The organism is Pseudomonas sp. 50_B (assembly GCF_017491625.1).
Taxonomy (GTDB): domain Bacteria; phylum Pseudomonadota; class Gammaproteobacteria; order Pseudomonadales; family Pseudomonadaceae; genus Aquipseudomonas; species Aquipseudomonas danubii.
In genome coordinates, this window is record NZ_JAFGYX010000009.1 from 114,189 (window position 1) to 140,227 (window position 26,039).

Here is a 26,039-nt window from a genome sequence, read left to right on the forward strand (position 1 = left end):
TCACTCCTTGCCAGGTTGGACAGGTACTTGGAAAACGTGGCGCAAGTAAGCGACGAAGTTGGGATCCTTGCAATGGGTCTTGCCCGCTTCATCGGAGATCTTGGCGACGGGCTGGCCATTGCAGGCGGCCATTTTAAGCACGATGCTCATCGGCTCGACACCGGGAATATCACAGGTCAGGTTGGTGCCGATGCCAAAGCTGACGTTGATCCGCCCCCGCAGCGCACGGAATATTTCCAGGGAGCGCGGCAGGGTCAGGCTGTCGGAGAACACCAGGGTCTTGCTCATCGGGTCGATGCCCAGCTTGTGGTAATGGGCGATGGCTTTCTCCGCCCAGAGGATCGGGTCCCCGGAGTCGTGGCGCAGGCCGTCGAACAGCTTGGCGAAGAACAGATCGAAGTCACCGAGGAAGGCGTCGGTGGTGATGCAGTCGGTCAGGGCAATGCCCAACAGGCCGCGGTATTCGCGGACCCAGCAGTCGAGGGCGGCGATCTGGCTGTCGATCAACCGGGGGCCCAACTGCTGGTGGGCCATGATCCATTCGTGGGCCATGGTGCCCAGGGGTTTCATGTTCAGCTCCCGGGACAGGTGCACGTTGCTGGTGCCGACAAAACGCCCGGGGAAATCATGCTTGAGCACGTTCACCACTTCTTCCTGGACCCGGTAGGAAAAGCGTCGGCGGGTGCCGAAATCCGCCACTTGCAGTTCGGACAACTCTTCGCTGCTGGCGTTGGCGCTGAGCCAGTCGAACTTGCGGTACAGCTGCTCCCGGGCCTGCACCAGCTGGATCTCGCGGTAGCGGTAGCGGTTACGCACTTCACTGATGATGGCCAGCATCGGCACTTCGAACAGAATCACATGCAGCCAGGGACCGCGCAGGCGGATGAACAGCTCGCCGTTCTCGATGCCGGTGTGCACGTAGCGCAGGTTGAAGCGAAACAGCCCGAGAAAGCGCAGGAAGTCCGGCTTGAGGAAGCTGATGCGTTCGAGAAAGCCCAGTTGGTCGGCGCTCAGGCTCAGTTCCGCCAGGCGCTCGAACTGATAGCGGATCTCCGCCAGGTACGGCTGCAGATCCTCGCTGTTACGGCAACGAAACTCCCATTCCACTTCCACGTTGGGGTAGTTGTGCAGCACCGCCTGCATCATGGTCAGTTTGTAGAAGTCGGTGTCGAGCAGGTTCTGCACGATGCGATCGGCAAACACACTCTCGCTCATAACGGGAATCTCCATGCTGGCCGCGACGGACTGCGGCGGCTTCAGCTCTTTCAATGAAGGCGCTAGTGGCGCATAGACGTCCTGCGCTTGACCAGCGATTTTTGCGGCGGGCCATTCTCCTGCGATAGGCGCTGGCTGGCCAGCGAATGGGGCTTGGGCCGTGCCTGGGCTCCATTCGCCGGCAAGCCGGCTCCTACGCGAGGGGAGCGTCGTTGTGTTCGAGCATCCAGCGCACGAAGTCGCGGACCTTGGGCACTTCCGCCGAGTGTTCGGGGTAGGCCAGGTAGTAGGCATCCTGACTGGGCATGGCGTACTTCCAGGCGATCACCAGCTTGCCCTCGGCCAGTTCCTCTTCCACCAGGAAGCGTGGCAGCAGCGCCACGCCACAACCGACCTGGGCGGCGCGGATGCACATATAGAAGGTTTCGAAGCGCGGGCCGTGATAGCTGTGTTCGGTCTGGTAGCCCTGCTGTTCGAACCATTCGTGCCAGCCTTGGGGGCGCGAGGCGTTTTGCAGCAGGACCAGATCGGTCAGTTGCCTGGGGTCGGTCAAGGGTTCGGCGGGCAGGCTATCCGGGGCGCAGACCGCCACCAGTTCTTCGCTGAACAGTTTCAGGCTCTCGGTGCCGGGGCGCGAACCCTGGCCAAAGTAGAACGCCAGGTCGGCGTGCCCCTGGAGCAGTTCGTCCGGCTCCTGCTCGTTGCACAGGTCCAGGTGGATATGCGGATGGCGCAGGCGCCAGCCCTTGAGGCGTGGCACCAGCCAGCGGGCGCCGAAGGTGTAGGGCGTGGACACCCGCAGCACTTCGGTCTCGCCGCCGTAGGAGCGCAGGTAGTGGGTGGACATCTCCACCTGGGTCAGGATCTTGCGCACTTCCACCAGATACAGGTCGCCGGCCGGGGTCAGTTGCAGGCGGCGGCGGACCCGACGGAACAACAGGTGTTGCAGCAGCTCTTCCAGCTGCGCCACCTGCTTGCTGACCGCGCTCTGGGTCAGATTGAGTTCCTCGGCGGCGCGGGTGAAGCTCAGGTGCCGGGTCACAGCCTCGAAACACTGCAGGGCGGTGATCGACGGCAGGTAGCGTTTGTTCAGCATGGGTGGTCCTTGTTCTTATCGGTGCTGGATGCCGGCTCAGCATGAATAAACGGAATGATATCTCGCTTAAAGGTCGTTTGTTGGCAAGTCTCGGGCCAGCTACAACTACAGGCCTTGATGGCCGTCGCAGCGGTCGGGATTTTTCGCTTTTCACCTGTAAGGAGTGACCCCATGGTTGCCGCATTGCTTGATCGTCTGGGTGTGAACCCGGCCCTGTACCAGTCGGGCTCCCAGCCTGTGCATTCGCCGATCGACGGCAGCCGGATCGCCGCCGTGAACTGGCAGGGCGCCGCCGAAGTGGAGCAGCAGGTCAGTCGTGCAGAGCATGCATTCGCCCTGTGGCGCAAAGTACCGGCTCCCCGCCGTGGCGAGCTGGTGCGGCAATTTGGTGAGGTGCTGCGCGAGTACAAGGCCGATCTGGGCGAACTGGTTTCCTGGGAAGCCGGAAAGATCACCCAGGAAGGGCTGGGGGAAGTGCAGGAGATGATCGACATCTGCGACTTCGCCGTCGGCCTGTCGCGCCAGCTCTACGGCCTGACCATCGCCTCCGAGCGCCCCGGCCACCACATGCGTGAAACCTGGCATCCCCTGGGCGTGGTCGGGGTGATCAGTGCCTTCAACTTCCCGGTGGCGGTCTGGGCCTGGAACACCGCTCTGGCGCTGGTCTGCGGCAACCCGGTGATCTGGAAACCTTCGGAGAAGACCCCGCTCACCGCCCTGGCGTGCCAGGCCTTGCTGGAGCGCGTGCTGAAGAATTTCCAGGACGCTCCCGAGTACCTGAGCCAGGTGATCATCGGTGGTCGCGACGCTGGCGCCGCCCTGGTGGACGATCCACGCGTGGCCCTGATCAGCGCCACCGGCAGCACCCGCATGGGCCGTGAAGTGGCGCCGAAAGTGGCCGCACGCTTTGCTCGCAGCATTCTCGAACTGGGTGGCAACAACGCCATGATCCTCGGCCCGAGCGCCGACCTGGACATGGCCGTGCGCGCCATCCTGTTCAGCGCCGTCGGCACCGCCGGCCAGCGTTGCACCACCTTGCGCCGGTTGATTGCCCACGAGTCGGTGAAAGAGGAAATCGTCACCCGTCTCAAGGCAGCCTACTCCAAAGTGCGTATCGGCCATCCCCTGCAGGGCAACCTGATCGGCCCGCTGATCGACAAGCACAGCTTCGACGCCATGCAGGACGCCCTGGAGCAGGCCCTGAGCGAGGGCGGCCGGGTGTTCGGTGGCCAACGCCAGTTGCAGGACCAGTTCCCCAATGCTTATTACGTGTCGCCGGCGATTGTCGAAATGCCGGAGCAGAGTGATGTGGTGTGCAGCGAAACCTTCGCCCCTATCCTCTATGTCATTGGCTACAACGACTTTGAAGAGGCCCTGCGCTTGAACAACGCCGTGCCCCAGGGCCTGTCGTCGTGCATCTTCACCACTGACGTGCGTGAAGCCGAGCAGTTCATGTCGGCGGTGGGCAGCGACTGCGGGATTGCCAACGTCAACATCGGCCCGAGTGGCGCGGAGATTGGAGGCGCCTTTGGTGGCGAGAAGGAAACCGGCGGCGGTCGCGAGTCCGGCTCCGATGCCTGGCGTGGCTACATGCGGCGTCAGACCAACACCGTCAACTACTCCCAGGAGCTGCCATTGGCCCAGGGTATTACCTTCGATTGAGTTCTATGACCGGCAAGCGGGCTCCTGCTGAACGTTCCTGTAGGAGCCCGCTTGTCGGCGAACAGCGGCACGTGCGTTTGAGCATCTGTGGTTGGTTTATTTCGGAGTCTGACAATGGCGCTACAAGAACAATGTCTATGGGAAAAGCTGACCCCTCAAAGACCTGACAATGCGCCGCTCAAGGGCGAGCTGACGGCGGATGTGTGCATCATCGGCGCCGGCTTCACTGGTTTATCGGCGGCCGTGCATCTGCTGGAGCAAGGCAAGCGGGTCTGTGTCGTCGAGGCCCACCGCGCCGGGCAGGGCGGTTCGGGGCGCAACGTCGGGCTGGTCAACGCCGGCCTGTGGATTCCCCCGGACGAGATCGAGGCCGGTTTCGGCGAGCAGGTGGGCAGCCAGCTCAACCGCATGCTCGGGGCCGCGCCGTCCCTGGTGTTCAGCCTGGTGGACAAATACCAGATCGATTGCCAGTTACGCCGCGAAGGCACGTTGCACATGGCCCACAACGCCCGGGGCGAAGCCGACCTGCGCAGCCGTGAAGAGCAATGGAAGCGCCGTGGTGCGCCGGTGGAACTGTTGACCGGTGCCGCCTGTGAAACCGCCACCGGCACCCGGAAGATCGCCGCCGCCTTGCTCGACCGGCGCGCCGGCACCCTCAACCCGATGGCCTACACCACCGGGCTGGCCAAGGCCGCGATCAAGCTCGGCGGCCAGTTGTTCGATCATTCCCCCGTCACTCGCCTGGAACGCCAGGGTCAGCGTTGGTCGGTGCAGACCGACCAGGGGTCGGTGCTGGCCGAGCAGGTGGTGATCGCCTCCAACGCCTACACCGAAGGCGACTGGACCGAGCTGCGGCGCAACTTCTTCCCCGGCTACTACTATCAGGTGGCCTCGGCGCCGCTCACCGAAGAGGCCGCCCGGCAGATCCTGCCCGGAGGCCAGGGTTCCTGGGATACCCGCCAGGTGCTGAGCAGCATTCGCCGGGATGCCGATGGCCGCTTGTTGCTGGGCAGCCTGGGCAATGGCAACCAGAAACCCCTGTGGTTTCTCAAGGCCTGGGCCGATCGGGTGCAGCAGCATTACTTCCCCTACCTCAAACCGGTGGAGTGGGAATCCACCTGGACCGGCTGCATTGCCTTTACCCCCGATCACCTGATGCGCCTGTTTGAACCGGCGCCCGGCCTGGTGGCGGTCACCGGTTACAACGGCCGTGGCGTCACCACCGGCACCGTGGTCGGCAAGGCGTTCGCCGACTACCTGTGTAACGGCAATCCCCAGGCCCTGCCGATTCCTTTTGCCCCCATGCAGCCCCTGGTCGGAGTGGGGTTGCGCAGTTGTCTGTACGAGGCCGGATTCTCCCTCTACCACGCGGGCCAGTGCCTGCGGATCGTCATCTGAACAAGGAAATAAACAGTCGGGGACGACGCTTTTCGATGCAGCGACTAGCCTGTAATGGTGCGGCTCGTAGCAGTCTCGCACCAGCAGTGTGCAGTTCGGTGACGCGGGCTGTTACAGCAGGGTTGCACGTTGAATTGTGTCGCGGTTGCAATGATGGCACGCATGGGTTGCGCCCATTAAAAAGCAGGGTTTTACCTTCCGCGGTTTAGACGGTTGCACGCCCAATAAAAATGGGCTCGAAACAGTCGAAATAACAATAAGACAGCGACTTTTTTCAGAATAAAAAACCACTGGCACGGCGCTTGCTCTGAGCAATTCTAGTGAAGTCGCAGTGCCAACTAAAAAAACCTTGGAGCACCACCTCATGTCCCAGACGTTTTACAAGAAAGGCTTTCTGGCCCTCGCAGTGGCAACTGCGCTGGGTGTTTCTGCGTTTGCTCAAGCCGACCTGAAGATCGGCGTAGCGGGTCCCATGACAGGCGCCAATGCGGCATTTGGCGAGCAGTACATGAAGGGTGCACAGGCAGCGGCTGACGAGATCAACGCCAAGGGCGGTGTCAACGGCGAGAAGATCGTCCTGGTCAAGGGCGACGACGCCTGCGAACCGAAGCAGGCCGTGGCCGTGGCCAACCGCCTGGTGGACCAGGACAAGGTGGCGGGCGTCGTGGGGCACTTCTGCTCCTCGTCGACCATTCCGGCTTCCGAGGTGTACAGCGACGCCGGTGTGATTGCCATCACCCCGGGCTCCACCAACCCCCAGGTCACCGAGCGTGGCCTGTCCGCGATGTTCCGTATGTGCGGGCGTGACGACCAGCAGGGCATCGTCGCCGGCGACTACATCGTTGACGTGCTCAAGGGCAAGAAAGTGGTGGTGCTGCACGACAAGGACACCTACGGCCAGGGCCTGGCGGACGCCACCAAGGCACAGCTGACCAGGCGCGGCGTGACCCCGGTGCTGTACGAGGGCCTGACCCGTGGCGAGAAGGACTTCAGCGCCGTGGTGACCAAGATCCGCGCTGCCGGTGCCGACGTGGTGTACTTCGGCGGCCTGCACCCGGAAGCCGGTCCGTTGGTACGCCAGCTGCGCGAGCAGGGCCTGAAGGACGTCAAGTTCATGTCCGACGACGGCATCGTTACCGACGAGCTGGTGACCACCGCCGGTGGCCCGCAATACGTCGACGGTGTGTACATGACCTTCGGCGCCGACCCACGCCTGCTGCCTGACAGCAAGGCGGTGGTGGATGCCTTCCGCAAGGCCGGCACCGAGCCTGAAGGCTACACCCTGTACGCCTACGCGTCGGTCCAGGCCCTGGCCGCCGGCTTCAATGGCGCCAAATCCAACAAAGGCGAAGACGCCGCCAAGTGGCTCAAGGCCAACCCGGTGAAAACCGTGATGGGCGAGAAGTCCTGGGATGGCAAGGGCGACCTGAAGATCTCCGACTACGTGGTCTATCAGTGGGACAAGGACGGCAAGTACCACCAGCTGGAAAAACAGAAGTGACATGAGTCCGAACGAACCGGTACTACCCCCTGGTACCGGTTCGTACTCGTGCAGTACTTGCCTTTTCTCGTAGAGCTGCACAACGGACGTGTTGCGCGGACCGGTGATCCCTGTCCGTCGCTGACGCCCTGTGCCGTCTCTCAAGTCCGTGAGATTGCGTTATGGATGGTATTTTCCTGCAGCAACTGATCAATGGACTGACCCTCGGGTCTGTCTATGGTCTGATCGCCATCGGCTACACAATGGTCTATGGCATCATCGGCATGATCAACTTCGCCCACGGCGAGGTTTACATGATTTCCGCTTACCTCGCGGCAATCAGTCTGGCTCTGCTGGCCTACTTCGGCATCGAATCCTTCCCGCTACTCATTCTCGGCACCCTGGTCTTCACCGTGGTGGTGACGGGGATCTATGGCTGGGTCATCGAGCGCGTGGCCTACAAACCCCTGCGCAACTCCACCCGCCTGGCACCGCTGATCAGCGCCATCGGTATCTCGCTGATCCTGCAGAACTACGCGCAGATCAGCCAGGGCGCCAAGCAGCAAGGGGTTCCGACCCTGTTGGCCGGGGCCTGGAAAGTCGATATCGGCACCGGCTTCGTGCAGCTCACCTACACCAAGATCTTCATCCTGGTGGCGGCGTTCGCCGGCATGGCGCTGCTCACCTACATCATCAAGTACACCAAGCTGGGGCGCATGTGCCGGGCCACCCAGCAAGACCGCAAGATGGCCTCGATCCTCGGCATCAACACTGATCGGGTGATCTCCTACGTGTTCGTCATCGGCGCGGCCATGGCGGCCCTGGCCGGTGTGCTGATCACCATGAACTACGGCACCTTCGACTTCTATGCCGGCTTCGTCATCGGCATCAAGGCGTTCACCGCAGCCGTGCTCGGCGGCATTGGCTCGCTGCCCGGAGCGATGCTCGGCGGGATCATCCTCGGGATCTCCGAGTCGCTGTTCTCCGGCTTGATCAACTCCGACTACAAAGACGTGTTCAGTTTCTCGCTGCTGGTGCTGATCCTGATTTTCCGTCCCCAAGGCCTGCTGGGTCGCCCACTCGTGGCGAAGGTATAAGTATGTCTGCTGCCAATAAACCGATTGATATCAAGAAGAGCGTCATCGACGCCGTACTGGCCGGGCTGATCTCGCTGATCGTGTTCGGCCCCATCGTGGGCGTGGTCCTGGATGGCTACAGCTTCAACCTGGAACCGACCCGGGTCGCCTGGCTGGTGGCGATCGTCATGGCCGGCCGCCTGGCCCTGAGCCTGTTCCTGCAAACCCCCAAGGGCCTGAAGATTCTCCAGGGCTTCGAGACCACAGGCTCCGGGGTGCATGTGCTGGCGCCGGACTACAAGTCGCGGTTGCGCTGGATCATTCCGGCGCTGATCGTGATCGCCATCGTGTTCCCGTTCTTCGCCAACAAGTACCTGCTGACCGTGGTCATCCTCGGACTGATCTACGTGCTGCTGGGCCTGGGGCTGAACATTGTGGTGGGCTTGGCGGGGCTGTTGGACCTGGGCTACGTGGCGTTCTACGCCATCGGCGCCTATGGCCTGGCCCTGGGTTACCAGTACCTGGGCCTGGGCTTCTGGAGCGTGCTGCCCCTGGCGGCGATTGCCGCCGCGCTGGCGGGGTGCATATTGGGCTTCCCGGTGCTGCGAATGCATGGCGACTACCTGGCCATCGTGACCCTGGGCTTCGGCGAGATCATCCGCCTGGTGCTTAACAACTGGCTGTCCTTCACTGGCGGCCCCAACGGCATGCCGGTGCCATCGCCGACGTTCCTGGGCCTGGAGTTCGGCCGCAGGGCCAAGGACGGTGGGGTGCCGTTCCACGAGTTCTTCGGCCTGGAATACAACCCCAACCTGAAGTTCCTGTTCATCTACATCGTGCTGTTCCTGGTGGTGTTGCTGGTGCTCTACATCAAGCACCGGTTGACCCGCATGCCGGTGGGCCGGGCTTGGGAAGCCCTGCGTGAAGACGAGATCGCCTGCCGCGCCATGGGCTTGAACCACGTGCTGGTGAAACTCTCGGCCTTCACCATTGGTGCCTCCACCGCCGGTCTGGCCGGGGTGTTCTTCGCCAGCTATCAGGGCTTCGTCAACCCGTCCTCGTTCACCTTCTTCGAGTCGGCGCTGATCCTCGCCATCGTGGTGCTGGGGGGCATGGGCTCCACGGTGGGCGTGGTGATCGCGGCCTTCGTCCTGACCGTGGCGCCGGAGCTGCTGCGCAGCTTCTCCGAGTACCGGGTGCTGCTATTCGGCATCCTCATGGTGTTGATGATGATCTGGCGACCGCGGGGGCTGATCCGCATCAGCCGTACCGGGGTGACGCCACGCAAAGGTGCTCTGACTGAGGGGAACGCGCCATGAGCGAATACATTCTTTCGGTCGAGAACCTGATGATGCACTTCGGTGGCATCAAGGCCCTCAGCGACGTCAGCCTCAAGGTCAAGCGCAACTCGATTTTCGCCCTTATCGGCCCCAACGGCGCCGGCAAGACCACGGTGTTCAACTGCCTGACCGGCTTCTACAAGGCCTCCGGCGGGCGCATCGAGCTCAATACCCGGGGCCAGCAGACCAACGTCATCAAGCTCTTGGGCGAGCCATTTCGCGCCACCGATTTGGTGTCGCCGAAAAGCTTCGCCAGTCGCCTGTACTACAAGATGTTTGGCGGCACCCACCTGGTGAACCGCGCCGGGTTGGCGCGGACCTTCCAGAACATTCGCCTGTTCAAGGAAATGTCCGTGGTGGAAAACCTGCTGGTGGCCCAGCACATGTGGGTCAACCGCAACCTGCTGGCGGGCATCCTCAACACCAAGGGCTACCGCCAGGCGGAAAGCGCCGCCCTGGACCACGCTTTCTACTGGCTGGAAGTGGTGGACCTGGTGGACTGCGCCAACCGCCTGGCCGGCGAGCTGTCCTACGGCCAGCAGCGGCGCCTGGAGATCGCCCGGGCCATGTGCACCCGGCCGCAGATCATCTGCCTCGACGAACCGGCCGCCGGCCTCAACCCCCAGGAAACCGAAGCGCTGAGCGCGATGATCCGGCTGCTGCGCGACGAGCACGATCTGACCGTGGTGCTGATTGAACACGACATGGGCATGGTGATGAGTATTTCCGACCACATCGTGGTGCTCGACCACGGCAACGTGATCGCCGAAGGCGGGCCGGAGGCGATCCGCAACGATCCGAAGGTGATCGCCGCCTACCTGGGTGCCGACGAAGAGGAGCTGGTATGAGTCAACCCATACTCGAACTCAAGGATCTGGACGTGTACTACGGCCCGATCCAGGCCCTGAAGAAAGTCTCGCTGCACATCAACGAAGGGGAAACCGTGAGCCTGATCGGCTCCAACGGTGCCGGCAAGTCGACCCTGCTGATGTCGATCTTCGGCCAGCCCCGGGCGGAGTCCGGGCAGATCCTCTATCGCGGCGTGGACATCACCCACAAGTCGTCCCACTACATTGCCTCCAACGGCATCGCCCAGTCGCCGGAAGGGCGCCGGGTGTTTCCCGACATGACCGTGGAAGAGAACCTGCTGATGGGCACCATCCCGATTGGCGACAAGTACGCCAATGAGGACATGCAACGCATGTTCGAGCTGTTTCCACGGCTCAAGGAACGGCGCACCCAGCGGGCCATGACCATGTCCGGCGGTGAGCAGCAGATGCTGGCCATCGCCCGGGCGCTGATGAGCCGGCCCAAGTTGCTGTTGCTTGATGAACCGAGCCTGGGGCTGGCGCCGATCGTGGTGAAACAGATCTTCGCCACCCTGCGGGAGCTGGCGGCCACCGGCATGACCATCTTCCTGGTGGAACAAAATGCCAACCATGCGCTGAAGCTGTCGGACCGTGCCTATGTGATGGTCAACGGCGAGATCCGCCTGAGCGGCACCGGCAAGGAGCTGCTGGTCAACGAGGAGGTGCGCAACGCTTACCTGGGCGGTCACTGACGGCCCGGTCTGTGGATAAACCATGCCCCGTCGGTTCACGCCGCCGGGGCATTTTTTATCCACAGTTCTCACTCGCCCCCTAGGCGCTGGCTTGCCAGCGAAACGACCCCTGCCTATGGCAGCTGTTCAGATTCCGTTGTGCGTCCGGGATTTGCCGGCAAGCTGGTTCCTGCGGGCTGAGTGCGGGCATTGGCAACCGCGCGTGCGCTGAAGGGCAGGCGGCGTCCGACAATTGTGGAAAACATTATTCCCAAGCTGGCAAAGCGCGGCATAAAGACGCTGCAAACAGTTGTTTTTCCACCGTTTTGACTTGTCCCCGTTTGCTGTGGAGCGGGCTGTGGGTAACGTGGGAGTAGCTGGCTGGAAGCCTTTGTTTACGTGGCCTGCAAGCGATTGATTGTTTTTTGATCATGGCTTTTTGAGCAACTCGAAGACGCGCTTGTCAACCTTTTTATTGTCGCAGTCGTACCCGCAAAAGACTCTGGATAAGCCTGTGGATAAGTCTGTGACTAAACTCTGGAAAGACTGCTCTGGGCGGCGTAGTTACTGGCCTCTGGCCTTATGCACTTTGACCGCGCGGTCATCTTTGCCGGTCGCGGGTGCATGGACAGCCGCTGCGGGTCAAGCAAAAAACTTCTCGTGATCGGCTGCAAGCCTTGTGCACAGTGGCTTTGCGGGATCTGCACTTGCCCCCAAAGACTGTGGACCGGCCTGTGGATAAGGTGCGGGCATGTGGCTGCAGGCCTTGCCGACCATGGCTTTCAGCCATGTGAGCGTTTTTTGTACAGTGATGCCGGATATCCAGCGCTTCTGTTGCCGCCCAGAGCCGGGCCGGGCATGCTGCGAAACGCTTTTTTATCGTAACGGCGGCTCGCCACCCAGCAAGGAGAACACCATGACTTCCACACTGTTCATTACGGGCGCGACGTCCGGTTTTGGCGAAGCCTGCGCCCGGCGTTTTGCCGAGGCCGGCTGGTCGCTGGTGCTCACCGGCCGCCGCGAGGAGCGCCTCAACGCGCTGTGCGCAGAGCTCTCCAAGCAGACCGAAGTGCACGGCCTGGTACTCGATGTGCGGGACCGCACGGCCATGGAAGCGGCCATCACCAACCTGCCGCCGTCCTTCAGCAAGTTGCGCGGCCTGATCAACAATGCCGGCCTGGCCCTGGGCGTCGACCCGGCGCCCAAGTGCGACCTGGATGACTGGGACACCATGGTCGACACCAACATCAAGGGCTTGATGTACAGCACCCGTCTGCTGCTGCCGCGGCTGATCGCCCATGGCCGGGGCGCCGGGATCGTCAACCTGGGCTCCATTGCCGGCAACTACCCGTACCCGGGCAGTCACGTTTATGGCGCGAGCAAGGCCTTCGTCAAACAGTTCTCCCTGAACCTGCGCTGCGACCTGCAGGGCACCGGCGTGCGGGTCACCAACATTGAACCGGGCCTGTGCGAAAGCGAGTTCTCCCTGGTGCGTTTCGCCGGCGATCAGGCGCGCTACGACGCCACCTACGCCGGGGCCGAGCCGATCCAGCCCGAGGACATTGCCGATACCATCTTCTGGGTTCTCAACACGCCTGCCCACGTCAACATCAATAGCCTGGAGCTGATGCCGGTGAGCCAGACCTGGGCCGGCTTCGCCATCGAGCGCAAGGTGTAGCCGCTGCCGCAGGCTGCGACAGGGCCGCCAGGCCCTCCAACGGTTGCAAGACCTGCGCCTGCTGCGCAGGTGTCGCAGCCTCGCCATAGCTCGGCAGTGACTACAGTTGTACTTGGAAACACATAAGCTGATTCGTTTCAGCTGAAGGTCAGCCTTGGCAGGGTAGAATTCCGCCCCGAAATTTCGCTGCCGCCTCACTCAAGGCGGTGTTTTTGAAGTTCGATAGGAGGAGTTGTGAGTAACCGAGGTGAGCAGGTTCTGCTCAAACAATCGACTGTACTGATGTTCGCCGTGGCGATCGCCGGTATCGTCACGGGTTTTGTTTCTGGCGCCCAATCCATTTTGTTCGATGGGTTTTTTTCCCTGATCGCGACCTTCATCAAGGTCCTGATGCTGATCACTGCCAAGCTGATTGCCAAGGAAAGCAACCACCGTTTCCAGTTCGGCTTCTGGCACCTGGAACCCATGGTGCTGCTGATCGAAGGCAGCTTCCTGCTGTTGATCGCCATCTACGCCTTTCTTAACGGTGTGTTCGGCATCATCAATGGCGGCCGGGAGGTCGAGCTGGGGATGGTGATCTTCTACGCCGGGTTCTTTGCGGTAACGGAGTTTGCCTACTTCTTCTATGTGCGCCGGCGTAACCGCAAGCTCAAATCGTCGCTGATCCAGTTCGACAACATCAGCTGGCTGGTGGACGCAATGCTCTCGGTGGGGCTGCTGGTGAGTTTCATCATTGCCTTGCTGCTCAAGCAGTACGGGCATGGCCAGTGGGCGGTGTATGTCGACCCGGCGATCCTGATCCTGCTGGCCCTGAGCATGCTGCCGCCAGCCTTGAAGATCCTGCGGCCGGCGTTGCGTGATGTGCTGGGCATCGCTCCGGACCAGCTGGATGAAAAGGTGCGCAGCGTGATGGAAGAGGCCATGGTTGCCTATGGCTTCCAGGAATACATTTCCTACGTGCAGAAGCACGGCCGGGCGCGTTTCATCGAGATCCATATCGTGCTGCCGGCGGACTATCCGCTGCAGGATGTGGCGACTCTGGACCGCTTGCGCGAGGAGATTTCCAGTGAGTTGGGAGAGGCCGACGCAGCGCGCTGGCTGACCATCAGCTTTACCGGGGATCGCAAGTGGATCGTTTGATGGGCGGTGCGCTTTTCGCCGACCAGCCTTCTCCTACAGGGGGCTTGCAGGAGCCGGCTGGCCGGCAGAGGCTTCAGGCAAAATATTCCGCCAGCCCGCGATAACAGGTCGCCAGGTGATAAGGCGTGGTCGATGGCATATCCCGCCGGCTGACCGCGCCACTGGCATCCAGGCATTCATTCCAGCCCCCTGCATGCAGGAAATGCGCGTGCAGCGCCTTGAGCTGACGCAGCAGGGGCGCCTGGCTGTCCGCACGCAAGGTCAGGGCACGCACGTACTCGGCCTGGGCCCAGATGCGCTGGGTGGCGTCCTTGATGGGGGCACCCGGTTGCAGGTCGAGCATGGCGCACACCGCGCCGCTCTGCGGGTCGACACCAAGCTGCTCGGCAAACGCGAAGGCACGACTCAATGAGGCGTGCAGCGGGTTGCTGCGCAGCAAGGGCGAAGAGTCGAGGAGGAAGAACCACTCGAACTGATGCCCTGGCTCGAACCAGTTATCCACAGCTCCCAGTGGCTTCTCCAGCATCACTCCGTGCTGCGGGTCGATGAACTGCTGCTGCATGGCCTGGCACAGCTCCAGCAGTGCGGTTTGTACCGCGGCGTCTTCGCGCACTGCCAGGATTGCGAGAAAGGCTTCGGCCAGGTGCATCAGCGGATTCTGCAGGGGCCCCGAACCCAGTACGGACCAGTCCTCGGCGAGGCTGGCTTCGTAGAGTCCATCGCCCCGGGCAAAGCGCAGGGCTACCACTTCCAGGGCGGCATTGAGCACCGACTCCACCAGCGGCTCGCGCACCTTGGCCCAGTAATGAGCGCAGGCGAAGAGGATAAAGGCGTGGGTGTAGAGGTCCTTGCGCCGATCCAGCGGCGCGCCGTCGGCATCGATGCTGTAGAACCAGCCACCGTGCTCGGCATCGTGGAAGTGCCGCTGCAGCGAGCGGAACAGCGCGGCGGCCCGCTCCTGGGCAAAGGGGGCGGCGGCATCACCGATCAATTGGGAGAACAGGTACAGCTGCCGGGCACAGGCCATGGCTCGATAGCGCTGCGGCGGCAATGGCCGCTGTTCGGCGTCCAGCGCCTCATAGGGCAGTGCCAACTGCGGATTCCAGCCCGGACCTTGCCACAGCGGCACTATCACCTTGTGGAAATGCTGCTGCATGGCGTTGAACAGAGCGCTCGATTCAGGCGAGGTGGCGGAGCGGGATACATCGGGCATTGGCTGGCGTCGTCACGGCAGGTTTGAGTGCGCGACATGTTACCAGAGAAGCCCCGCCAGGCGGCTTGCCCGCCAAGCACGAGATACGGGTAGGAGCCGGCCAGCCGGCTCCTACAGAAGAGGGCAGGGATCAGCCTGCCAGCAACCACACGCCCGTCGCAGCCGAGGCCGCACCGGCCACGCGCACCAGCGGCGCCGCCGCCTGAGGCAGTACCCGCACCACGGCATAACCGGCGGCATGCAGGGCCGCGGTGGCTGCGACAAAACCGGCGGCATAGGCCCAGGGGCTGGACATGTCTGGCAGTTCCAGGCCATGGGCCACGCCATGGAACAGGGCAAACAGCGCAGTGGCGGCGAGCGCCAGGCTCAGTGGCGGGCGCACCGCCAGGGCCACGGCCAGGCCCAGGGCCAGTACTGACGCGGCAATCCCGCTTTCCAGGGCCGGCAGGTTCAGCCCTTCAAAGCCCAGCAGGCCGCCAATCAGCATGGTGCCGACAAAGGTGCAGGGCAGTGCCCAGCGCGCCGCGCCTTGTTGCTGGGCGGCCCACAGGCCGACCGCAAGCATGGCCAGCAAGTGGTCGAGGCCACCGATGGGGTGACTGATACCAGCCATCAGGCCGTTGTCGCCGTGGCCCGGGTGAGCGAAGGCCAGGGCCGGGGTCAGCAGCAGCGCCAGTGCGCCGAAGAGTGATTTCAGGGTCATGAGTGGCTTCCTTGTTGAGCGTTTTTCAGATTCGGTTTCAGGCCGCGGTCAGCAGGCCCTGGCGTTCGATGAAGGCGATGATGTCTTCCAGGCCCTGGCCGGTCTTCTGGTTGCTGAAGACAAACGGCTTGCCGCCGCGCATGCGCTGGGTGTCGCTGTTCATCATCTCCAGGGAGGCGCCCACCAGCGGCGCCAGGTCGATCTTGTTGATCACCAGCAAGTCGGATTTGCAGATGCCCGGGCCCCCCTTGCGCGGCAGCTTGTCGCCAGCGGAAACGTCGATCACATAGATCGTCAGGTCCGACAGTTCCGGGCTGAAGGTGGCTGAAAGGTTGTCGCCGCCGGACTCCACCAGGATCAGATCGAGCCCCGGGAAGCGCCGGTTCAGCTGGTCCACCGCTTCCAGGTTGATCGAGGCGTCTTCGCGTATCGCGGTGTGCGGGCAGCCGCCGGTTTCCACGCCGATGATCCGCTCCGGCGCCAGGGCTTCATTGCGGACCAGGAAGTCGGCGTCTTCGCGGGTGTAGATGTCGTTGGTCACCACTGCCAGGTTGTAGCGCTCGCGCAGGGCCAGGCACAGGGCCAGGGTCAGGGCGGTTTTTCCGGAGCCCACCGGGCCGCCGATGCCGACACGCAGAGGTTGTGCGTTCATGAGTTTCTCCTAGGAACGGAACAGGCGGCTGTACTGGCGCTCGTGGGCCATGCTCGCCAGGGACAGGCCGAAAGCGGCGCTGCCAAGGTGGTTGGGGTCAAGGTGGGTGGCGTGGCGCTGGGCCTCTTGCAGCAGCGGCAGCAGCTCGCTGGTCAGGCGCTGGGCCGCCTGCTGGCCCAGGGGCAGGGTTTTCATCAGCACCGCCAGCTGGTTTTCCAGCCAGCTCCAGAGCCAGGCCGCCAGGGCGTCTTCGGGGTTGATGTGCCAGGCGCGGGCGGCCAGGGCCCAGCCCAGGGCCAGGTGCGGTTCGTCCTGGTGCGCCAGCAGCTCTCGGGCGCCGCCGTCCAGTTCCGGCAGGCCTTCGAGCAATTGCTTGAGGGAATAGCCCATCTGCCGGCTTTCCTGGTACAGCTCGCGGGTTTCACGGCTGGCCCGATGTTCTTCGCAGAGTTGCTGCAGCCTGGCCCAGTCCTGATCTGCGGAGGCCTGGCAGTGGGCGAGCAGCAGCGGAGCCTCGAAGCGCGCCAGGTTGAACAGCAACTGATCGCTGATCCAGCGCCTGGCACTGTCCGGGTCGTTCACCCGTTGTTGCTCCACTGCCATTTCCAGTCCCTGTGAATAGCTGTAGCCACCGATCGGCAGCTGTGGGCTGGCCAGGCGCAGCAGGGCCCAGGCTGGGTTCATTGACGCACGCCGAACTGGTGCAGGCGCGGCGGGTAATTGAAGTCTTCATCGCCGTGGCGCGAATGATGGTGGCCGCCGCCGTAGGCACCGTGTTCGGGCTGGAACGGCGCCTCGATGGTTTCAGTGCTGGCGCCCAGTTGTTCGAGCATGGCCTTGAGCACGTAGTCATCGAGCAGGCGCAGCCAGCCGTCGCCCACCTGCAGGGCCACGTGGCGGTTGCCCAGGTGATAGGCGGCGCGGGTCAGTTCGAAGGCATTGCGGCAGGTGACATGGAGCAGGGTTTCCGGGCGGGCGCAGACCTTGACGATGCGTCCGTCCTCGGCCACCAGGAACTCACCGTCGTGCAGCGGCGGCTGGCCGCGCTCCAGAAACAGGCCGACGTCTTCGCCTGTGGCACTGAAACAGCGCAGGCGGCTTTTGCTGCGAGCCTCATAGGTCAGGTGCAGTTCGGCGGACCAGGTGGCTTGGGGTTCGGTTCTGCGGTGGATCACCAGCATCGGAAAGCTTCCAGCTATGAGCGATACACAAGCCAGAGCAAGGGCCTTGCCAATCGCCCGAGGGAGAGGAAAAACCCTTTGTCGACACCGGAACTGCGCCTGAAAAAGGGGCAAAACCTTGTTTTATCTTGTTACAAAATGGCGCGCTGAGCTGATTTATAGCACTGAGTTGGTGCGCTGGAAATATTTTTGCTGCAATCCGGTGCCGGGCCGACGAGCAGGCGCAAACGCGCTACCCAGAGCGGGGCACGCCGATTGAAAGGGGGAGAGGGGCAGGCTGTATTACTCGGTGCTGCCCAGGCCTTGCCAGTGCTTCAGGCCGATGAAGATGAAGCGCAGTTGTTGGGTGATCTTCGCCTGCGGCGTCAGGTGTTCAGGCAGGGCCTGGGCCGGGGGATCGATGATGTCCGGCAGGGTGGCGAACACGCTCTTGACGATCAGGTCGGCCATGACGCTCAGGTCGGCGGCATTCAGATGCTGCAGCTTGGGCATCAGGGTCAGGTCGGCAGCCAAGTCCGAGCTGATGTTCTCGCGCAGGGTGGCGATGGCCTGGCGCACCGGCAGCGAGCCGCCGTATTGCTCACGGGCCAGAAATAGGAATTGCGCGCGCTTGGCTTCCACGACATCAAGGAAGATGCGCACCGAGGCGTCGATGATGCCGCCCATGACGAATTCGTTGTGGCGCACCAGGCGGATGGTTTCACGGAAGGTCTGGCCGACCTCGCTGACCAGTTCCAGCCCCAGTTGGTCCATGTCGCTGAAGTGCCGATAGAAGCCGGTGGGCACGATGCCGGCGGCTTTGGCCACTTCCCGCAGGCTCAGGCTGCCGAAACCACGACCACACTCCATCAGATGCCGGGCAGCATCCATCAGGGCGTTGCGGGTCTGTTGCTTCTGTTCGGCGCGGGGCAGCATCGGCGGGGCGTTCTTTGCTCAATGGGAGCGGCGCACTCTAGCAAATCAACTTTGCCGGAGTCGAACTGGAGTCAGGCGAGAGCGGCGAAGGTCAGGGCTAAAATGCCGGGGCCATAAAAGCCAAAGCCCGATCCAGGGATCGGGCTTTTTTTAAGGGCCAGCATGGCCTCAGCTCGCTGCTTGATGACGTTCAGCCAGGCGATCAGCGCCGCCTTCGGCAACGGTCTGACCTTGAGGCGTGCGGCTGTAGCCGTCTTCAACCAGGCCTTTCTCTTCCAGGCGATCACGGCCGCCTTCAGCTACGTTCTGGCCTTGTGGGGTACGGTCGTAGCCATCTTCAGCAACGCTCTGGCCTTGTGGGGTGCGATCATAGCCGTCTTCGGCAACGCTCTGGCCTTGTGGAGTGCGTTCGTAACCGTCGGCAGCGACTTTGTTGCGTTCGATCAGACGGTCCGAACCGCCTTCGGCCAGGGTCTGGGTGAACACGCTGTGGCTGGCCTTGACCTGTGGAGTGGCTTGTTCAGCGGCTGGCAGGGCGAAGGCGTTGGCAGCCAGAACGGATAAGGTCAGGCTCAGTAAGAGGTGGCGTTTCATGATGGGTTGCTCCTTGGTAGGGCGATAAAGTGGGTACGGAGCTAATGTTACCGCCGCAAAATCGATATAAAAGTTCATAAACACAATGGTAATAATCAACGGAATTGATTGTTTGCCTCGAAGGCTCTAGCTCGGGCTTTAGCGCCGATGGCTTTTGCACCAGGGTGGGTATTTTCGACCCACTCCCGCTTCAGGAAGAGGCGGTTCGAGGTAACACAAAGCTGTCCAAGCGATCAGCAATTCAGGTTTTTTCGCCGCATCGAGCCGCCGGATTAAACCTGCGTGGGCTTTGTCAGTCGTAGTTTTCATGGCCGGTGATTTTCCATCGGCATTTCATCGATGCGTCGCAGTTTGGCGCTCAGTTGTCTTCAGGAGCCTCGTGCAATGACGCGCACTCGTAAAATCCTCGCCTGGTCCGTCGCCAGCCTGATCCTGCTACTGGCCGTGCTGGTGCTGGTGATCGCGTTCTTCGACTGGAACCGCATCAAGCCGACCCTCAACGCCAAGGTGTCCGAGGAGTTGCATCGGCCCTTCGCGATCAATGGCGACTTGTCCGTGGCCTGGCAGCGCGAGCCCGACGAGGGTGGCTGGCGGGCCTGGGTGCCCTGGCCTCACGTAGTGGCCCAGGACCTGACCCTGGGCAACCCGGAGTGGTCCAAGGCGCCGCAGATGGTCAGCCTCAAACGGGTCGAGTTGCGCATCTCGCCCCTGGCCCTGTTGGCCCAGCGGGTCAGCATCCCGCGTATCGATCTGACCGAGCCCGATGCTGCGCTGCAGCGGCTGGCGGACGGTCGCGCCAACTGGACCTTCAAGTTCGACCCGAAGGACCCCGAGGCCGAGCCTTCCAACTGGACGGTGGACATCGGCGCCATCGGTTTCGACAAGGGCCATGTGACCCTGGACGACCAGAGCCTGAAAACCCAACTTGACCTGCAGGTAGAGCTGCTCGGCAAACCCATTCCCTTCAGCGACATAGTCGGTGAGAGCGAAGCGAAGAAAATCAGTGAAAAAGGCGCCGCGGCCCAAGCCTATGCCTTCGCCCTCAAGGTCAAGGGCCAGTACCACGGGCAGAAGCTTGCCGGCACCGGCAAGATCGGCGGCTTGCTGGCCCTGCAGGACGGGCGCAAGCCGTTTCCACTGCAGGCCCAGGCGCAGATCGGCGACACCAAGGTGGAGCTGCGGGGCAGCCTCACCGACCCGCTGAATCTGGGCGCCCTGGACCTGCGCCTGAAATTGGCCGGCACCAGCCTGGGCAATCTCTATCCGCTGACCGGGGTGACCCTGCCGGACTCGCCGCCCTATGCCACCGACGGCCATCTGACCGCCAAGCTCCGCGACCCGGCGGGTGCGACCTTCAGCTACCAGGATTTCAACGGCAAGATCGGCGACAGCGATATCCACGGCAACCTGACCTACGTCGCCAGTCAGCCGCGACCCAAGCTCAGCGGTGCATTGGTCTCCAACCAGTTGCTGATGAGCGACCTGGCGCCGCTGATTGGTGCCGACTCCAACGCCAAGCAGAAGGCCCGGGGCGGCGAGAGCAAGCAGCCGGCGGACAAGGTGCTGCCGGTGGAGGAGTTCCGTACCGAGCGCTGGGGTGACATGGACGCCGATGTGGAGTTCACCGGCAAGCGCATTGTCCACAGCGCCGAGTTGCCGTTCACCGATCTCTACACGCACCTGATGCTCAACGACGGCCAGCTCAGCCTGGAGCCCCTGCGCTTCGGCGTGGCCGGGGGCAAGCTGGACGCCCAGGTGCGCCTCAATGGTCACACCACGCCGCTGGAAGGCCGGGCCAGGCTGACGGCGCGCAACTTCAAGCTCAAGCAGTTGTTTCCGACCTTCGAGCCGATGAAGACCAGCTTCGGCGAGCTCAATGGCGATGCCGATATCACCGGACGCGGCAACTCGGTGGCAGCCTTGCTGGGCAGCGCCAACGGCGACCTGAAGATGTTGATCAACGATGGCGCCATCAGCCGCAGCCTCATGGAAATCGCCGGGCTCAACGTCGGCAACTATGTGGTCGGCAAGATGTTTGGCGACAAGGAAGTGAAGATCAATTGCGCCGCCGCCGACTTTGGCATCAAGAGCGGTCTGGCTACGTCTCGGCTGTTCGTCTTCGATACCGAGAACGCCATCATCTACATCGATGGCACCGCCAATATGGCCTCTGAGCAACTGGACTTGACCATCACGCCGGAGTCCAAGGGGCTGCGCCTGTTCTCCCTGCGTTCACCGCTTTATGTGCAGGGCAAGTTCATCAAGCCCAGTGCCGGGGTCAAGGCGGTGCCGCTGGTGCTGCGCGGTGCCGGGATGGTGGCGCTGGGGTTGATCGCCGGGCCGGCGGCAGGCTTGCTGGCGCTGGTGGCGCCCAGCGGTGACGAGCCCAATCAGTGCGCGCCGCTGCTGCAGCAGATGCGCTCGGGCAAGGCGCCGGTGACGGTCAAGCCGAGCCAGTAGCAAGGACTGGAACTTCGCGGAAAAGCCCGCTCCTACGGTAGGCAGGGGCGGGCTTGGAGGAGGGGATTACAGGTCGTTGAGGATGTCTGCCATGTCGTCGGCGTGTTCCTCTTCCTGGGCCAGGATCTCTTCGAACAGGCGGCGGGTGGTGGGGTCCTTGTCGCCGATGTACTGGATGATCTCGCGGTAGCTGTCGATGGCGATGCGTTCGGCCACCAGGTCCTCGTAGACCATTTCCTTCAGGGTATTGCCGGCCACGTACTGGGCGTGGGCGTGCTTGGACAACAGGTCCGGGTTGAACTCCGGTTCGCCGCCGAGCTGGACGATGCGTTCCGCCAGTTTGTCGGCGTGCTCGGCTTCCTGGGTCGCGTGTTCGAGGAACTCGTCGGCCGCCACGCTGGCCTTGAGGCCGTTGGCCATGAAGTAGTGGCGCTTGTAGCGCAATACACACACCAGTTCGGTGGCCAGCGATTCGTTGAGCAGCCGCAGCACCTGCTCGCGGTCGGCGTTGTAGCCCTCGGTCACGGCTCCGTTCTCCACGTGTTGACGGGCCCGTTCGCGCAGGGTGTTCACATCGGATAAATGCTTGTCGCTCATTTCGATCTCCTGGGGCTAATCCGTTTTGCGCCAGGCTCTCTCGGCCTGATCACTACCTGAGTTGTGAGTCCCGGGCGCGGCAAAAAGTTTTATCGGATGTGCCCGGTGGTCTGCGCCGGGGTCAACTGCGGGCCAGGGGCGGATGTCCGGCCAGCAGCGCTTCCTGTTGCAGCCACTGGAGGAAGGCCCGCACCGGAGGGTGCCGCTCTCGCCCCGGCACGCACAGGGCGCTATAGCCCGCGCCGTCCACCTGGACCTCCGGCCGATAGGCTTGCAGCAGGCCGTTGGCCACGCTCTGGGACACCAGGATGTTGCTCGCCAGTACCAGGCCCTGGCCGGCAATGGCAGCTTGCAGGGCGTACTGCTCCTCGTCGTAGGAACGGATCGGCAACCGAGCGTCGAGCCAGTTTTCCCCGGCCTGGGCACACCAGGCCTGCCAGCCATCGGCATACAACCTGGAATTGCGCCAATGCACGCTGATCAGTGACGGTGGCTGCTGCCGGGCCAGGGCCACCTGCTGCGGCGCGCCATAGACCGCAAAGCGCTCGTCGAACAGGCACAGGCCATGGAGATTCAGGTAGCCGTCCTGGCTGTAGCGGATCGCGACGTCGATGCTGGCGTCCTGGTGCAGGTCCACCACCTCGCACTGAGTATCCAGGCGCAGGTTGATGCCAGGGTGCCGGGCGTAAAAGCGCCCCAGGCGCGGCACCAGCCACAGGGCGGCGAAGGCCGCAGTGGTGGAAACGGTCAACTGCGCGGCGCTGGGACTGGGGCGCAGGGTGTCGACGCTCTGGGCCACATCCAGCAGGGCGCCATGCAGGCTGTGGAACAGGCGGCGGCCAGCCTCCGTCAGGCGTACCTGGCGGGGCAGGCGTTCGAACAGTGGCACCCCCAGCCAGTGTTCCAGGCTGCGGATCTGGTGGGACACCGCGGTGGGTGTCACCGACAGGTCCTCGGCAGCGGCCTTGAAGCTCAGCAGGCGCGCAGCGGACTCGAAGGTGCGCAGGGCGGTCAGGGGCAGGTGGGCGAACATGACGGGCTCCATGGATGAGTTGAGTTCATCCAAGTGAATGTTTACTCATTTGTGGGTGAGTCGCGGTGGCTCTAGCTTTAACGCGGAACAGGGCCGGCTTCAAGGCCGTTACAGTCAATCCGTACACGAGAAAGCAGATGAGCACAATTCTTGCGATTCACGGCAGCCCCCGAGGCGAGCGCTCCCACAGTCGGCGTCTGACCGATGACTTTCTACAAGCCTGGCAACAGGCCAATCCCGGGGCCATCCTGACCCGGCGCGAAGTCGGGCGGGGTTCCTTGCCCCATGTCAGCGAAGCCTTTATCGCCGCGGCGTTTTATCCACAGCCCGAAGCGCGGCCGCTGTCGATGCAGGCTGACCTGGCCTTGAGTGACGAGCTGGTCGGTGAGTTGCTCGGCCATCAGCGCCTGGTGATCTCGGCGCCGATGCACAACTTCAGCGTGCCCAGCGGGATCAAGGCCTGGGTCGATCACATCGTGCGCCTGGGGCTGACCTTCAACACCCAGCTGGACAACGGCGTGGCCCAGTACCAGCCCTTGGTGCAGGGCAAGAAGGTGTTGATCGTCACCAGCCGCGGCGGCGGTGGATTTGGGCCCGGGGGGGAGCATGAAGCGATGAATCACGCCGATCCATGGTTGCGCACGGCCCTGGGATTCATTGGGATCGAGGATGTGACGGTGGTTGCGGCGGAAGGCGAGGAGTCGGCGCCCGAGCGTTTCGCGCAGTCCTGTGGCGAAGCCCGGCAGCGCCTGTTGGCCCTGGCGCAGACCTTCTGAGGAGGCGGCGTCATGGCCTGGATGTTCCTGCTGCTGGCAGCGGCCTTCGAGGTCACGTTCGCCATGGGCATGAAGTATGCCCAGGGCTTTACCCGGCCCTGGCCGTCGCTGCTGACAGTGGTCGCGGCGCTGGGCGGGATCTACTTCCTGAGCCTGGCCATGCGCGAGTTGCCGGTGAGCGTGGCCTACCCGATCTGGACCGCCATCGGTTCCCTGGGCACGGTGCTGCTGGGCTTCATGTTGCTGGGGGAAAGCCTGACGCCGGTCAAGCTGGTGTCGGTGGGGCTGATCGTGGTCGGGGTGGTGGGGCTGAAATAGCAACTCGGGGCCGGGTTGTCATTGGTTTGTCGCCAAAGCGTCACGGGGGCTGACGACGGCCTTGGTTATGGTCTAGCTTTCAGCCAGCCCCCCTGCCTTCGCACAAGGATGTCCCCGCATGTCCCAAGAGCTTGCCACGCGTTACCCCCTGGTACTGGTGCCCGGCATGCTCGGTTTTGTCCGCCTGCTGCTGTATCCCTACTGGTACGGCATCATCCCGGCCTTGCGCCAGGGTGGGGCCCAGGTGTTTGCGATACAGGTGTCGCCGCTCAACTCCAGCGAGGTGCGCGGTGAACAACTGCTGGCCCAGGTCCAGCGGATCATGGCCGAGACTGGTGCGCCCCGAGTCAACCTGATCGGCCACAGCCAGGGCGCGCTTACCGCCCGTTACGCGGCGGCCAAACGCCCTGACTGGGTCGCCTCGGTGACTTCGGTAGCAGGCCCCAACCACGGTTCCGAACTGGCGGATTACCTGGCACGGCATTCCCCGGCCCACAGCCTCAAGGGGCGTGTCCTGAGCTGGCTGTTGCGGGGCGTCGCGGCCTTGATGACGCTGCTGGAAACCGGCTATCGCGGGCCGAAACTGCCGGTGGATATCCACGCTTCGCATCAGTCGCTGACCACCGAGGGCGTGGCCCTGTTCAACCGCCAATACCCTCAAGGGTTGCCGTCCACCTGGGGCGGCCAGGGCGCGGAAGAGGTCGGCGGCGTGCGCTACTACTCCTGGTCCGGCATTTTGCAGCCGGGCAAGACCAATCGCGGACGCAACCTGTTCGACGGCACCAACCGCAGTTGCCGCCTGTTCGCCCGCACCTTCGTCCGCGAGGCCGGCCAGTGCGACGGCATGGTCGGGCGCTACAGCTCGCATTTGGGGCAGGTCATCGGCGACGACTACCCCCTGGACCACTTCGATATCGTCAACCAATCCCTGGGGCTGGTGGGCAAGGGCGCCGAACCGATCCGCCTGTTCGTCGAACATGCTCGGCGCCTGAAGGCCGCCAACCTCTGACCCTCACTGTGGCCCTGTAGCCGCCGGCTTGCCGGCGACCGGCCCCAGCACCCTGGTCCAGCGTTCGGAAAGAACCACCCCGCCCAAGGTCAACAAGCCCCCCACCAGATGGAACCAGGCCAGTTGCTCATGCAGCACCACCGCGGCAATCAGCGCCGTGATCAACGGCAGCAGATTGAAAAACAGCGTGGTCCGGCTTGGTCCCAGGCGCACCACTGCCTGCATCCAGGCCAGGGGCGCGAGCATCGAAGCCAGCAGGCAGGCATAGAGCACCAGCGGAATGTTCTGCAGGGTCGGGCCGACCTTGGGTGAGGCCAGGAACAACGGCAGCAGCACCAGCACCGCCACCAGCACCTGCAGGTACAGCAGCACCAGCGGCGGCAGGCGCAGTTGCCACTTCTTCAGCAAGGTGCTGTAGATCGCATAGGCCAGGGTGGCGATCAGCATCATCGCGTCACCCAGGTTGACCCCGTGTTGCAGCAGCGCGGCGAGGCTGCCGGAAGACACCACCACCAGCACCCCGGCAAAGGACAGCACCGCCCCCACCAGAGCCCCGGCGGTCAGGCGCTGGCCCAGGGCGGCAATGGCCATGGCCAGGGACATCAGCGGCATCAGGGAAAGAATGATGCCCATGTTGGTGGCCGAGGTCAGGGTCGCGGCGAAGTAGGCCAGGCTCTGATACACGGCCATGCCCAACACCCCGAGGATGAAGATCCGGCCCAGGTTGGGGCGGATCACCGGCCAGTGCCGCAGCACCGGCTTGAGCATGAACGGAGTGAATAGCAGGCCCGCCAGCAGCCAGCGGTAGAAGCCGATCTCTGCCGGGAAGATCGCACCCACTGCGAGTTTGTTGATCACGGTATTGCCGGCCCAGATAAAGATGGCCAGCAGTGGATAAGCGTATTGCATGGAAACAGCCAGACAGTTGATGAGGGCTGATTATCCTCCTGTCCGGATCAATGC

Annotated in this window: 25 protein-coding genes; 13 read left to right on the plus strand and 12 right to left on the minus strand. The window is 63.1% G+C overall.

What is annotated here, in order from left to right; translation table 11 throughout:
- Both pncB and J5M73_RS14845 read right to left on the minus strand, forming a co-directional pair.
- Nucleotides 1-1,215, minus strand: a complete 1,215-nt coding sequence (pncB, locus tag J5M73_RS14840; RefSeq protein WP_102862926.1) for a nicotinate phosphoribosyltransferase — start codon at nt 1,213-1,215, stop codon at nt 1-3.
- A gap of 193 nt (nt 1,216-1,408) precedes the next feature.
- A complete protein-coding gene (locus J5M73_RS14845) occupies nt 1,409-2,311 on the minus strand; it encodes a LysR family transcriptional regulator (protein WP_102862927.1) in 903 nt (300 codons plus the stop codon).
- A 171-nt stretch (nt 2,312-2,482) separates the two neighbouring features.
- Between J5M73_RS14845 and J5M73_RS14850 the strand changes: the two genes are divergently transcribed.
- The 9 genes from J5M73_RS14850 to J5M73_RS14890 all read left to right on the plus strand — a co-directional run bounded on the left by J5M73_RS14850 (nt 2,483) and on the right by J5M73_RS14890 (nt 13,625).
- Nucleotides 2,483-3,973, plus strand: a complete 1,491-nt coding sequence (locus tag J5M73_RS14850) for an aldehyde dehydrogenase family protein (protein WP_102862928.1) — start codon at nt 2,483-2,485, stop codon at nt 3,971-3,973.
- Nucleotides 3,974-4,087: 114 nt separating this feature from the next.
- Entirely contained in the window at nt 4,088-5,371 is a 1,284-nt protein-coding gene (locus J5M73_RS14855) for an FAD-binding oxidoreductase (protein WP_102862929.1), read from the plus strand.
- Between the two features lie 364 nt (nt 5,372-5,735).
- A complete protein-coding gene (locus J5M73_RS14860) occupies nt 5,736-6,872 on the plus strand; it encodes a branched-chain amino acid ABC transporter substrate-binding protein (protein WP_102862930.1) in 1,137 nt (378 codons plus the stop codon).
- Nucleotides 6,873-7,033: 161 nt separating this feature from the next.
- Nucleotides 7,034-7,948: a branched-chain amino acid ABC transporter permease LivH gene (locus tag J5M73_RS14865; protein WP_102862931.1), complete on the plus strand. Its 915-nt coding sequence runs from the start codon at nt 7,034-7,036 to the stop codon at nt 7,946-7,948.
- 2 nt (nt 7,949-7,950) lie between these two features.
- Nucleotides 7,951-9,246 (plus strand): high-affinity branched-chain amino acid ABC transporter permease LivM, encoded by a 1,296-nt coding sequence (gene livM / locus J5M73_RS14870; RefSeq protein ID WP_102862932.1) that lies wholly within the window; start codon nt 7,951-7,953, stop codon nt 9,244-9,246.
- A complete protein-coding gene (locus J5M73_RS14875) occupies nt 9,243-10,115 on the plus strand; it encodes an ATP-binding cassette domain-containing protein (RefSeq protein WP_102862933.1) in 873 nt (290 codons plus the stop codon). Before livM ends, J5M73_RS14875 begins: the two co-directional genes overlap by 4 nt.
- Nucleotides 10,112-10,828 (plus strand): ABC transporter ATP-binding protein, encoded by a 717-nt coding sequence (locus J5M73_RS14880; protein ID WP_016967871.1) that lies wholly within the window; start codon nt 10,112-10,114, stop codon nt 10,826-10,828. Before J5M73_RS14875 ends, J5M73_RS14880 begins: the two co-directional genes overlap by 4 nt.
- An 895-nt stretch (nt 10,829-11,723) precedes the next feature.
- Entirely contained in the window at nt 11,724-12,485 is a 762-nt protein-coding gene (locus tag J5M73_RS14885; protein ID WP_102862934.1) for an SDR family oxidoreductase, read from the plus strand.
- Between the two features lie 234 nt (nt 12,486-12,719).
- Complete coding sequence (locus J5M73_RS14890; protein WP_102862935.1) at nt 12,720-13,625, plus strand: cation transporter; 906 nt, start codon at nt 12,720-12,722, stop codon at nt 13,623-13,625.
- Nucleotides 13,626-13,698: 73 nt separating this feature from the next.
- On the opposite strand, the gene J5M73_RS14895 is transcribed toward J5M73_RS14890, so the two are convergent.
- The 7 genes from J5M73_RS14895 to J5M73_RS14925 all read right to left on the minus strand — a co-directional run bounded on the left by J5M73_RS14895 (nt 13,699) and on the right by J5M73_RS14925 (nt 18,883).
- On the minus strand, nt 13,699-14,838 hold the full coding sequence (locus tag J5M73_RS14895; protein ID WP_102862936.1) for an AGE family epimerase/isomerase: 1,140 nt from the start codon (nt 14,836-14,838) through the stop codon (nt 13,699-13,701).
- A 130-nt stretch (nt 14,839-14,968) separates the two neighbouring features.
- Entirely contained in the window at nt 14,969-15,541 is a 573-nt protein-coding gene (locus tag J5M73_RS14900; RefSeq protein ID WP_102862937.1) for a HupE/UreJ family protein, read from the minus strand.
- Between the two features lie 37 nt (nt 15,542-15,578).
- A complete protein-coding gene (gene ureG, locus J5M73_RS14905; RefSeq protein WP_047301379.1) occupies nt 15,579-16,193 on the minus strand; it encodes an urease accessory protein UreG in 615 nt (204 codons plus the stop codon).
- A gap of 9 nt (nt 16,194-16,202) precedes the next feature.
- Nucleotides 16,203-16,877, minus strand: a complete 675-nt coding sequence (locus J5M73_RS14910; protein ID WP_102862938.1) for an urease accessory protein UreF — start codon at nt 16,875-16,877, stop codon at nt 16,203-16,205.
- Complete coding sequence (gene ureE / locus J5M73_RS14915) at nt 16,874-17,374, minus strand: urease accessory protein UreE (protein ID WP_102862939.1); 501 nt, start codon at nt 17,372-17,374, stop codon at nt 16,874-16,876. Before ureE ends, J5M73_RS14910 begins: the two co-directional genes overlap by 4 nt.
- Before the next feature lie 282 nt (nt 17,375-17,656).
- A complete protein-coding gene (locus tag J5M73_RS14920) occupies nt 17,657-18,289 on the minus strand; it encodes a TetR family transcriptional regulator (RefSeq protein WP_102862940.1) in 633 nt (210 codons plus the stop codon).
- A gap of 168 nt (nt 18,290-18,457) precedes the next feature.
- Nucleotides 18,458-18,883 (minus strand): hypothetical protein, encoded by a 426-nt coding sequence (locus J5M73_RS14925; protein WP_102862941.1) that lies wholly within the window; start codon nt 18,881-18,883, stop codon nt 18,458-18,460.
- A gap of 384 nt (nt 18,884-19,267) precedes the next feature.
- Between J5M73_RS14925 and J5M73_RS14930 the strand changes: the two genes are divergently transcribed.
- The gene (locus tag J5M73_RS14930; RefSeq protein ID WP_102862942.1) at nt 19,268-21,343 is read left to right on the plus strand and encodes an AsmA family protein; all 2,076 of its coding nucleotides are present in this window, start codon (nt 19,268-19,270) and stop codon (nt 21,341-21,343) included.
- Nucleotides 21,344-21,409: 66 nt separating this feature from the next.
- Here J5M73_RS14930 and J5M73_RS14935 read toward each other — a convergent pair whose 3' ends face one another.
- Nucleotides 21,410-21,940 carry a ferritin-like domain-containing protein gene (locus tag J5M73_RS14935; RefSeq protein ID WP_102862943.1) on the minus strand — a complete coding sequence of 177 codons (531 nt, stop codon included), beginning with the start codon at nt 21,938-21,940 and terminating at the stop codon, nt 21,410-21,412.
- 121 nt (nt 21,941-22,061) lie between these two features.
- Nucleotides 22,062-22,985, minus strand: coding sequence for a LysR substrate-binding domain-containing protein (locus J5M73_RS14940; protein ID WP_180988559.1), 924 nt, complete (start codon nt 22,983-22,985; stop codon nt 22,062-22,064).
- 125 nt (nt 22,986-23,110) lie between these two features.
- On the opposite strand from J5M73_RS14940, the gene J5M73_RS14945 reads away from it, so the two are divergent.
- The 3 genes from J5M73_RS14945 (at nt 23,111) to J5M73_RS14955 (ending at nt 25,076) form a co-directional block, all read left to right on the plus strand.
- Nucleotides 23,111-23,749 (plus strand): NAD(P)H-dependent oxidoreductase, encoded by a 639-nt coding sequence (locus tag J5M73_RS14945; RefSeq protein ID WP_102862945.1) that lies wholly within the window; start codon nt 23,111-23,113, stop codon nt 23,747-23,749.
- Nucleotides 23,750-23,761: 12 nt separating this feature from the next.
- Nucleotides 23,762-24,067: a multidrug efflux SMR transporter gene (locus tag J5M73_RS14950; protein ID WP_102862946.1), complete on the plus strand. Its 306-nt coding sequence runs from the start codon at nt 23,762-23,764 to the stop codon at nt 24,065-24,067.
- Between the two features lie 118 nt (nt 24,068-24,185).
- Nucleotides 24,186-25,076, plus strand: coding sequence for a triacylglycerol lipase (locus J5M73_RS14955; RefSeq protein WP_102862947.1), 891 nt, complete (start codon nt 24,186-24,188; stop codon nt 25,074-25,076).
- A 3-nt stretch (nt 25,077-25,079) separates the two neighbouring features.
- On the opposite strand, the gene J5M73_RS14960 is transcribed toward J5M73_RS14955, so the two are convergent.
- Nucleotides 25,080-25,985: a DMT family transporter gene (locus tag J5M73_RS14960; protein ID WP_102862948.1), complete on the minus strand. Its 906-nt coding sequence runs from the start codon at nt 25,983-25,985 to the stop codon at nt 25,080-25,082.
- Nucleotides 25,986-26,039: the final 54 nt, after the last annotated feature.

What these genes read in the sequence shown, in the direction of transcription:
- pncB (WP_102862926.1), bottom strand. Translation starts at nt 1,215, where the DNA reads ATGAGCGAGAGTGTGTTTGCCGATCGCATCGTGCAGAACCTGCTCGAC.
- J5M73_RS14845 (WP_102862927.1), bottom strand. Translation starts at nt 2,311, where the DNA reads ATGCTGAACAAACGCTACCTGCCGTCGATCACCGCCCTGCAGTGTTTC.
- J5M73_RS14850 (WP_102862928.1), top strand. Translation starts at nt 2,483, where the DNA reads ATGGTTGCCGCATTGCTTGATCGTCTGGGTGTGAACCCGGCCCTGTAC.
- J5M73_RS14855 (WP_102862929.1), top strand. Translation starts at nt 4,088, where the DNA reads ATGGCGCTACAAGAACAATGTCTATGGGAAAAGCTGACCCCTCAAAGA.
- J5M73_RS14860 (WP_102862930.1), top strand. Translation starts at nt 5,736, where the DNA reads ATGTCCCAGACGTTTTACAAGAAAGGCTTTCTGGCCCTCGCAGTGGCA.
- J5M73_RS14865 (WP_102862931.1), top strand. Translation starts at nt 7,034, where the DNA reads ATGGATGGTATTTTCCTGCAGCAACTGATCAATGGACTGACCCTCGGG.
- livM (WP_102862932.1), top strand. Translation starts at nt 7,951, where the DNA reads ATGTCTGCTGCCAATAAACCGATTGATATCAAGAAGAGCGTCATCGAC.
- J5M73_RS14875 (WP_102862933.1), top strand. Translation starts at nt 9,243, where the DNA reads ATGAGCGAATACATTCTTTCGGTCGAGAACCTGATGATGCACTTCGGT.
- J5M73_RS14880 (WP_016967871.1), top strand. Translation starts at nt 10,112, where the DNA reads ATGAGTCAACCCATACTCGAACTCAAGGATCTGGACGTGTACTACGGC.
- J5M73_RS14885 (WP_102862934.1), top strand. Translation starts at nt 11,724, where the DNA reads ATGACTTCCACACTGTTCATTACGGGCGCGACGTCCGGTTTTGGCGAA.
- J5M73_RS14895 (WP_102862936.1), bottom strand. Translation starts at nt 14,838, where the DNA reads ATGCCCGATGTATCCCGCTCCGCCACCTCGCCTGAATCGAGCGCTCTG.
- J5M73_RS14900 (WP_102862937.1), bottom strand. Translation starts at nt 15,541, where the DNA reads ATGACCCTGAAATCACTCTTCGGCGCACTGGCGCTGCTGCTGACCCCG.
- ureG (WP_047301379.1), bottom strand. Translation starts at nt 16,193, where the DNA reads ATGAACGCACAACCTCTGCGTGTCGGCATCGGCGGCCCGGTGGGCTCC.
- J5M73_RS14910 (WP_102862938.1), bottom strand. Translation starts at nt 16,877, where the DNA reads ATGAACCCAGCCTGGGCCCTGCTGCGCCTGGCCAGCCCACAGCTGCCG.
- ureE (WP_102862939.1), bottom strand. Translation starts at nt 17,374, where the DNA reads ATGCTGGTGATCCACCGCAGAACCGAACCCCAAGCCACCTGGTCCGCC.
- J5M73_RS14920 (WP_102862940.1), bottom strand. Translation starts at nt 18,289, where the DNA reads ATGCTGCCCCGCGCCGAACAGAAGCAACAGACCCGCAACGCCCTGATG.
- J5M73_RS14925 (WP_102862941.1), bottom strand. Translation starts at nt 18,883, where the DNA reads ATGAAACGCCACCTCTTACTGAGCCTGACCTTATCCGTTCTGGCTGCC.
- J5M73_RS14930 (WP_102862942.1), top strand. Translation starts at nt 19,268, where the DNA reads ATGACGCGCACTCGTAAAATCCTCGCCTGGTCCGTCGCCAGCCTGATC.
- J5M73_RS14935 (WP_102862943.1), bottom strand. Translation starts at nt 21,940, where the DNA reads ATGAGCGACAAGCATTTATCCGATGTGAACACCCTGCGCGAACGGGCC.
- J5M73_RS14940 (WP_180988559.1), bottom strand. Translation starts at nt 22,985, where the DNA reads ATGGAGCCCGTCATGTTCGCCCACCTGCCCCTGACCGCCCTGCGCACC.
- J5M73_RS14945 (WP_102862945.1), top strand. Translation starts at nt 23,111, where the DNA reads ATGAGCACAATTCTTGCGATTCACGGCAGCCCCCGAGGCGAGCGCTCC.
- J5M73_RS14950 (WP_102862946.1), top strand. Translation starts at nt 23,762, where the DNA reads ATGGCCTGGATGTTCCTGCTGCTGGCAGCGGCCTTCGAGGTCACGTTC.
- J5M73_RS14955 (WP_102862947.1), top strand. Translation starts at nt 24,186, where the DNA reads ATGTCCCAAGAGCTTGCCACGCGTTACCCCCTGGTACTGGTGCCCGGC.
- J5M73_RS14960 (WP_102862948.1), bottom strand. Translation starts at nt 25,985, where the DNA reads ATGCAATACGCTTATCCACTGCTGGCCATCTTTATCTGGGCCGGCAAT.